The sequence below is a fragment of the Microbacterium sp. ZOR0019 genome (assembly GCF_000800925.1).
GTDB classification, from domain to species: domain Bacteria; phylum Actinomycetota; class Actinomycetes; order Actinomycetales; family Microbacteriaceae; genus Microbacterium; species Microbacterium aurugineum.
In genome coordinates this window covers 46323-52564 of record NZ_JRKC01000068.1, presented here as the reverse complement: position 1 = coordinate 52564, position 6242 = coordinate 46323, and the positions used below count along the sequence as shown (strand labels likewise).

The 6242-nt window shown below is 68.0% G+C and carries 7 protein-coding genes; 1 reads left to right on the top strand and 6 read right to left on the bottom strand.

Translation table 11 applies throughout. The features are described 5' to 3' along the window. Positions 1–1097, top strand: a 1097-nt coding sequence (locus L978_RS14230; protein ID WP_047523959.1) for an FtsX-like permease family protein, incomplete at its 5' end; no start/stop codon positions are given. Between the two features lie 10 nt (positions 1098–1107). On the opposite strand, the gene mutM is transcribed toward L978_RS14230, so the two are convergent. From mutM to L978_RS14200, 6 genes are all read right to left on the bottom strand, one after another. Next, a complete protein-coding gene (gene mutM / locus L978_RS14225; RefSeq protein WP_047523958.1) occupies positions 1108–1971 on the bottom strand; it encodes a bifunctional DNA-formamidopyrimidine glycosylase/DNA-(apurinic or apyrimidinic site) lyase in 864 nt (287 codons plus the stop codon). Continuing rightward, a complete protein-coding gene (gene rnc, locus L978_RS14220) occupies positions 1964–2656 on the bottom strand; it encodes a ribonuclease III (RefSeq protein ID WP_047523957.1) in 693 nt (230 codons plus the stop codon). Before rnc ends, mutM begins: the two co-directional genes overlap by 8 nt. 10 nt (positions 2657–2666) lie before the next feature. Continuing rightward, a complete protein-coding gene (rpmF, locus tag L978_RS14215; RefSeq protein ID WP_017830754.1) occupies positions 2667–2876 on the bottom strand; it encodes a 50S ribosomal protein L32 in 210 nt (69 codons plus the stop codon). Between the two features lie 2 nt (positions 2877–2878). Further along, positions 2879–3427 carry a YceD family protein gene (locus L978_RS14210; RefSeq protein ID WP_047523956.1) on the bottom strand — a complete coding sequence of 183 codons (549 nt, stop codon included), beginning with the start codon at positions 3425–3427 and terminating at the stop codon, positions 2879–2881. A 71-nt stretch (positions 3428–3498) separates the two neighbouring features. Then, entirely contained in the window at positions 3499–3996 is a 498-nt protein-coding gene (gene coaD, locus L978_RS14205; RefSeq protein WP_047523955.1) for a pantetheine-phosphate adenylyltransferase, read from the bottom strand. A gap of 30 nt (positions 3997–4026) precedes the next feature. Beyond that, positions 4027–6201, bottom strand: coding sequence for an ATP-dependent DNA helicase RecG (locus L978_RS14200; protein WP_047523954.1), 2175 nt, complete (start codon positions 6199–6201; stop codon positions 4027–4029). Positions 6202–6242: the final 41 nt, after the last annotated feature.

Below are 6242 nucleotides of genomic sequence, written 5' to 3'. Positions count from 1 at the left end.
CGGCGGCACGCCTGTCGGCGCGCCGCCGTGACGAACGACTCTCGACACTTCGCCTGCTGGGGGTCACCCCCGGTGGCGTCACCGTGGTCACGGTCGCCGAGTCTGCCCTCGTCGCCGCCGCCGGAGCACTCGCCGGTGTCCTCGGGCACCTCGCGATCAGCCCTCTGATCGGGCTCATCCCCTTCCGGGGCGAACCGCTCGGATTCGGCGCGGTCATCCTTCCACCGCCACTGATCGCCCTCGTCTTCGCCGGTGTGCTCGTGCTCGCGTCCGCGAGTGCGGTCATCGGCCTCCGTCGCGTCGTGATCTCACCACTCGGTGTCCGCACCCGCACGACCGTGTCGAGCGTGCACTGGATCCGCGCTCTTCTCGCTGCCGGTGCCATCGCGATCGCCTTCGTATTGATCACGGTGTTCCCGTCAATCGGCGGCTTCGTCATCACCGTCGTCGTCCTCGCCGGACTGTTCGGCGCCGCCCTGGCCGTCCTCAACGTGATCGGCCCCTGGGTTCTCAAGGTCTCGGCGTCCCGCCAGCTGCGTCGTGCCGAACAGCCCGAGCGGTTGCTCGCGGCACGCATCGTTCTCGACTCGCCGAAAGCGGCCTGGCGTCAGGTCGGCGGCATCGCGATGGCGAGCTTCATGGCCGTGTTCGCAGGCACCGGCGTCGCGCTGATGAATGTGATGACGAGCGCGGATGCATCCGCCGCCGACTTCGCCCTCGCCCGTGATATCCGCACGGGTCTCATCATCACGTTGATCGGCTCATTCCTCATGGTCGCCGCCTCCGTCGGAGTCAATCAGGCATCGGACGTGCTCGACCAGCGGGAGCTGCATCGCAGCCTCCATCACTTGGGCATGCCGGTGGAGACGGTGGATCGTGCCCGCCGTCGCGCGATCATGTCTCCCCTGCTCGTCACGGCGCTCGGCTCGGCTCTGATCGCGGCACTCCTGGTGTTCCCGCTCGTGGGGATCGCGGTGATCACGGCGCCCGTGTCGGTGCTGACGATCAGCGCTGTGGTCGGTGTCGGCATCGCCCTCGTGTGGGCCAGCACCTGGGCGACGCGTCCGCTCCTGCGAAAGGCGTTCCGGACCGCGTGACGCGAAGAGGTCAGCGCCGACGCTGGCAGGACGGGCAGAAGTGCGACGAGCGGTTCATGAACGACACACGACGGATACTCGTGCCGCATCGTGCGCAGGGTTCTCCCTGTCGCCCGTAGGCGTTGAGGGAGTGAGCGAAGTAACCCGCCTGCCCGTTGACGTTGACGTACTGGGCGTCGAAACTCGTCCCGCCCTCGGCAAGCGCCTTCTCCAGCACGCTGCGCACTTCGGCCAGCAGTCTGCGCACCGACGGCGTCGACAGGCGGGCCGCGGGGGTCTCGGGGTGGATGCGCGCCGCCCAGAGGGACTCGTCGGCGTAGATGTTGCCGATACCGCTCACCACGCCCTGATCGAGGAGGACCCGCTTGATCGCGCTGCCACGCCGGGCGAGCGCCGCGCGGAAGGCGTCGTCATCGAAGCGGCGATCGAGCGGGTCGCGGGCGATGTGGACGACTTGGGTCGGAATCCTCGAACCGCCGTCGTCCACCAGGGCGTCGACCGCGAGCGAGCCGAAGGTGCGCTGGTCTGCGAACACGATAGCGAGTTCGCCATGTTCGGGATGCTCGATGCCGATGCGCACACGTTCGTGTCGCTCCGCGGTGGCCTCCGGTGCGCGCAGGAGCATCTGCCCACTCATCCCCAGGTGCGCGATCAACGCGGAGTCGTCATCATCGAGCGGAAGCCAGAGGAACTTCCCCCGGCGAGAGGCCGCGGCGAAACGTCGCCCCTCGAGACGGGCGACGAAGTCCTCCGCGCCGGCGGAGTGCCGCGTGAGCGCGCGTTCATCGAACACGCTCACCGAGGTGATCAGGGATCCCACAGCGGCCGGCGCGAGGCCGGCGCGGACGACCTCGACTTCAGGGAGCTCAGGCACGCGCGCTGAGCGTGCGCCAGGCGCTGAGGGCGGCCGCCATCTCCGCGGTCTTCTTGCTGCTGCCGGTGCCGGTCATGGTCACGTCACCGACGACGACGGTCGCCGTGAAACGACGGTCATGATCGGGACCGCTCGCCTCGATCGAGTACTGGGGCGGCGTCGCACCGACGCGGGCGGCGAGTTCCTGCAGACTCGTCTTGGGATCCATCGCCGCGCCGTAGCGCTCCGGGTCGGCGAGCAGCGGCTTCGTGAGACGCAGGACGAGTTCCGTGGCCGCATCCGGTCCTGCGGAGAGATAGGTGGCCCCGATCACCGCTTCCATGGTGTCGGCGAGGATCGAATCCTTATCGCGACCACCGGTCTGCTCTTCTCCGCGTCCGAGCAACAGGTGACTGCCGAGATCGATCCCCCGCGCCACCTCTGCAAGCGCGACGGTCGAGACGACGCTCGCACGTCGCTTAGCCAGCTCACCCTCGTCGAGGTCCGGGTGCGTGGTGAACAGCATGACGGTCACCGCTTGCCCGAGCACCGAGTCGCCGAGGAACTCCAGGCGCTCGTTGTGCGGTATGCCGCCGTGCTCATACGCGTAGGAGCGGTGGGTGAGGGCCAACCCCAGAAGCTCCGCGTCGATCTCGACGCGGAGCTTATCTGGGAGAGGTCTCGTCCCCCCGGGGACCTCCGTCACGGTACGCGACTCAGACGTCGGCGACCTTGCGGCCCTTGTACTCCAGGAAGAGCTCGGTGCCCTGCGAGTCGGTGACGACCTTCGCCTGGTGCGGACGGCTGTAGACGACCTGACCGTTCTCGATGGTCTTGACGAGGGCGACGGGAGCCGCCTTCCACTGCGCGCGGCGCGAGCGGGTGTTCGAACGGGAAACCTTGCGCTTCGGGGGGTTACCAGCCATGACTAGCTCTCTTCTTTCTCGGCGGCGCGAGATTCTTCCGCGCCGTCTTGGTCTGTGATGTTCTGGAGCGCACTCCATCGAGGATCGATGGGAGCCACCTGCTCCGTTCCGGTGTTCACGGCCAGTCGCTCACCCGTTTTCGGGTCGAGACCCGGGCAATCCGGCTGACACACCGGCTGAAAAGGAAGCGACAATACGGCCGCATCCCTGACGAGAGTTTCAAGATCCACGTGGTCGTCTTGAACCTCGAAGTCAGTTTCTTCCTCACCAGGATACGCGAAAAGCTCCTGGAACTCGACTTCGACGGGCCGGGCGATGTCGATCAGGCATCTGCCGCAGACGCCGACGTATTCTGCATCGGCCGTTCCGGACACGAGAATCCCCTCGTGAACGGACTCCAGCCGCACGTCGAGGGCCATCTCGGAGCCGGCTTCGAACGTCACGATGCCCTCTCCCCATGCCTCTTTGAGAGCCACGGAGAACTCGTGTTCACGCATCTCCCCCGGTCGCCGGACGATGTCGCGGACGGGGAGCACGAAGGGACCGTTCATTCGAGAGCGCACTCCGCCATGCTACCCGGGTCGCCCCAGGGTCGCGCCGAGCCCGTACTCAGGAACGGCGGTCAGATTCCGCGGGCGCCCGTGTCGAGGAAGTCGGCAACCGCCGGCGGAACGAACGGTGCGACGTCGCCGCCGAGCGAAGCGACCTGACGCACCAGGGAGCTCGAGACCATCGCATGCGAGGGATCGGGCAGCAGGAACACGGTCTCGATGCCGGCGAGGTGCCGATTGACGATCGCCATCGGGGACTCGTACGCGACGTCGATCTGGGAGCGGATGCCCTTCACGAGCACACCGGCGCCGACATCGCGCGCATAGTCGACCAGCAGACCCATGGTCCATGACCCGATCACGATGTTCCCCGACATCCCGTCGTCGGCGATCGAACGCTCCAGCAGCGACAGGCGCTGTGCGATCGGGAGCATCGCCTCCTTGCCCGGGTTGTGCACCACGAGCACGTGGAGCTCGTCGTACAGGGCCGCGGCCCGACGGATCACATCGAGATGACCCAGGGTCGGCGGATCGAAGGAACCCGGGACGACGGCGATCCTGCTGCTCATGCCACCAGCCTAGGGCACCTCGCGCGCACCTCAGTTCTTCGCGAGCGCCGCACGGTCCTCGTCACTCACGCGGCGGGCGATGGCCTCACGCAGGCCCGGATGCGCGTCGAGAGCAGGGTCTGCCACGAGGATCGTCTCGGCCAGTTCACGCGCTCGGGTGATGAGACCCGCATCCTTCACGACACGGAGGAGCTTCAGCGAGGAACGCACCCCGGCTTGCGCCGCGCCGAGCACATCGCCCTCGCCGCGCAGTTCCAGATCGACCTCTGCCAGAGCGAACCCGTCGAGCGTCGCCGCGACCGCGTCGACGCGATCCCGCGCGAGGGAGCCGGATTCCGCTTCGGTGACCAGCAAGCAGAGACCAGGCACGCCGCCACGGCCGACGCGCCCTCGCAGCTGATGCAGCTGGGACACACCGAACCTGTCGGCATCGAGCACGATCATCGTCGATGCATTCGGTACATCGACGCCGACCTCGATGACCGTGGTCGCCAGGAGCAGATCGATGTCACCGCGCGCGAACGCCTGCATCACCGCATCCTTCTCCTCCGACGGCATCCGGCCGTGGAGCACGGCACGACGGATCCCGCCGAGCGTCGGATGCGTCGCCAGCGCCTCATCGAGCTGCACCACCCCCCACCGGGGGCCGGAGGCCCCATCGGGGGCGAGAGGCGGCTGCTCACCGGCCTCTGCGGTCTTCTTGGCGGTATCGATCGCGGCGCACACGGCGAAGACCTGGCGGCCCTGCGCGATCTCCTCTGCCGCGCGCTCCCAGACCCGGTTGAACCATCCCGGGTGCTCGGCCAGCGGTGCCACGAAGGACTCGATGCCCGCACGGCCGGCCGGCATCGTCCGGATGACCGAGGTGTCGAGGTCGCCGAACACCGTCATCGCCACCGTTCGCGGGATCGGCGTCGCCGTGAGGACCAGTGCGTGCGGACTCGACCCCTTGGCGCGAAGTGCCTCACGCTGTTCGACGCCGAAGCGGTGCTGCTCGTCCACCACCACGAGGCCGAGATCGGCGAAGGTGGTCTTCTCCCCCAGCAAGGCGTGCGTGCCGACCACGATGAGCGCCTGACCCGAGGCGACCCGGAGGGCGGCCTTGCGTCTCTCGGCAGCAGGAAGCTGCCCGGTCAGCAGCGTGGGCATCAGCAGCGGTGCCAGTTCCGGGCCCAGCATCTTCGCGATCGAACGCAGATGTTGGCCAGCCAGAACTTCAGTGGGGGCGATCAGAGCGGCCTGGCCTCCGCTCTCGGCGACCTGCAGCATCGCCCGCAGCGCGACGAGGGTCTTACCCGAACCGACCTCACCCTGGACGAGCCGGTTCATCGGCCAGGATCCCATCAGGTCGGCCGCGATCTGCGCGCCGACCGTCTCCTGATCGGGCGTCAGCGTGTAGGGCATCGCCGCGTCGAAGCGCTCCAGGAGTCCGCCGGGACCGGCCGGACGGGCCGTCGCCGAGAGCGCCCGGACCGCATCCCGCTGCTGCAGGAGCGCCGTCTGCAATGTGAGAGCCTCATGCATCCGGAGAGTGCGGACCGCCGGATCGATGTCGTTGCGCGTCCGCGGGCGGTGGATGCGTTCGAGCGCCTCGCCGGCCGTGAGCAGCTCTTCGCTCTCGCGGATGTCCTTCGTCAGCGGGTCGGGCACCTCGGCGAGGTCGTCCAGCACCCGTCCGATGAGCCGGGCGATCTGCCAGGTCTGGATCGTCGAGGTGGCCGGATAGATCGGGATGGGAACAGCCGCACGCGCGTCTGCGCTCCGCCGCGCGGAGTCTTCATCGTCGAAGAGCTCGTACTCCGGATGCGCGAACTGCGTCACTCCGTTGAACTCTCCGACCTTTCCGGAGAAGACTCCCCGCCGGCCGACGGCGAGATCCTTGGAGCGCCATTCCGCGGCCCCGACGTTCTTCGCGAAGAACGTGAGCGACATGCGTCCGATGCCGTCTCCGATCACCACGTCGACCATGGCTCCCGGACGATTGCGCATGCGCCGGAAGCTCGAGGAGAGCACCTCTGCCACGATGGTCACCGTCTCCCCGAGCGGCAGATCGCGGATCGGGGTGAGCTCACCCGGGTCGGCGTACCGGCGCGGGTAGTGCGCCAGGAGGTCACCGACGCTCTGCATGGCGAACGCACGACCGAGCGTCTTGGCAGACGCCGCGCCGAGCGCGTCCTCCAGCGAGGAATCGAGCGAGAGCGACATGCTCCGAGTCTAGGGAACCCGACCGACACCGGCCGCACCGC

What these genes read in the sequence shown, in the direction of transcription:
- rpmF (WP_017830754.1), bottom strand. Translation starts at nt 2,876, where the DNA reads ATGGCTGGTAACCCCCCGAAGCGCAAGGTTTCCCGTTCGAACACCCGC.
- L978_RS14210 (WP_047523956.1), bottom strand. Translation starts at nt 3,427, where the DNA reads ATGAACGGTCCCTTCGTGCTCCCCGTCCGCGACATCGTCCGGCGACCG.
- coaD (WP_047523955.1), bottom strand. Translation starts at nt 3,996, where the DNA reads ATGAGCAGCAGGATCGCCGTCGTCCCGGGTTCCTTCGATCCGCCGACC.
- L978_RS14200 (WP_047523954.1), bottom strand. Translation starts at nt 6,201, where the DNA reads ATGTCGCTCTCGCTCGATTCCTCGCTGGAGGACGCGCTCGGCGCGGCG.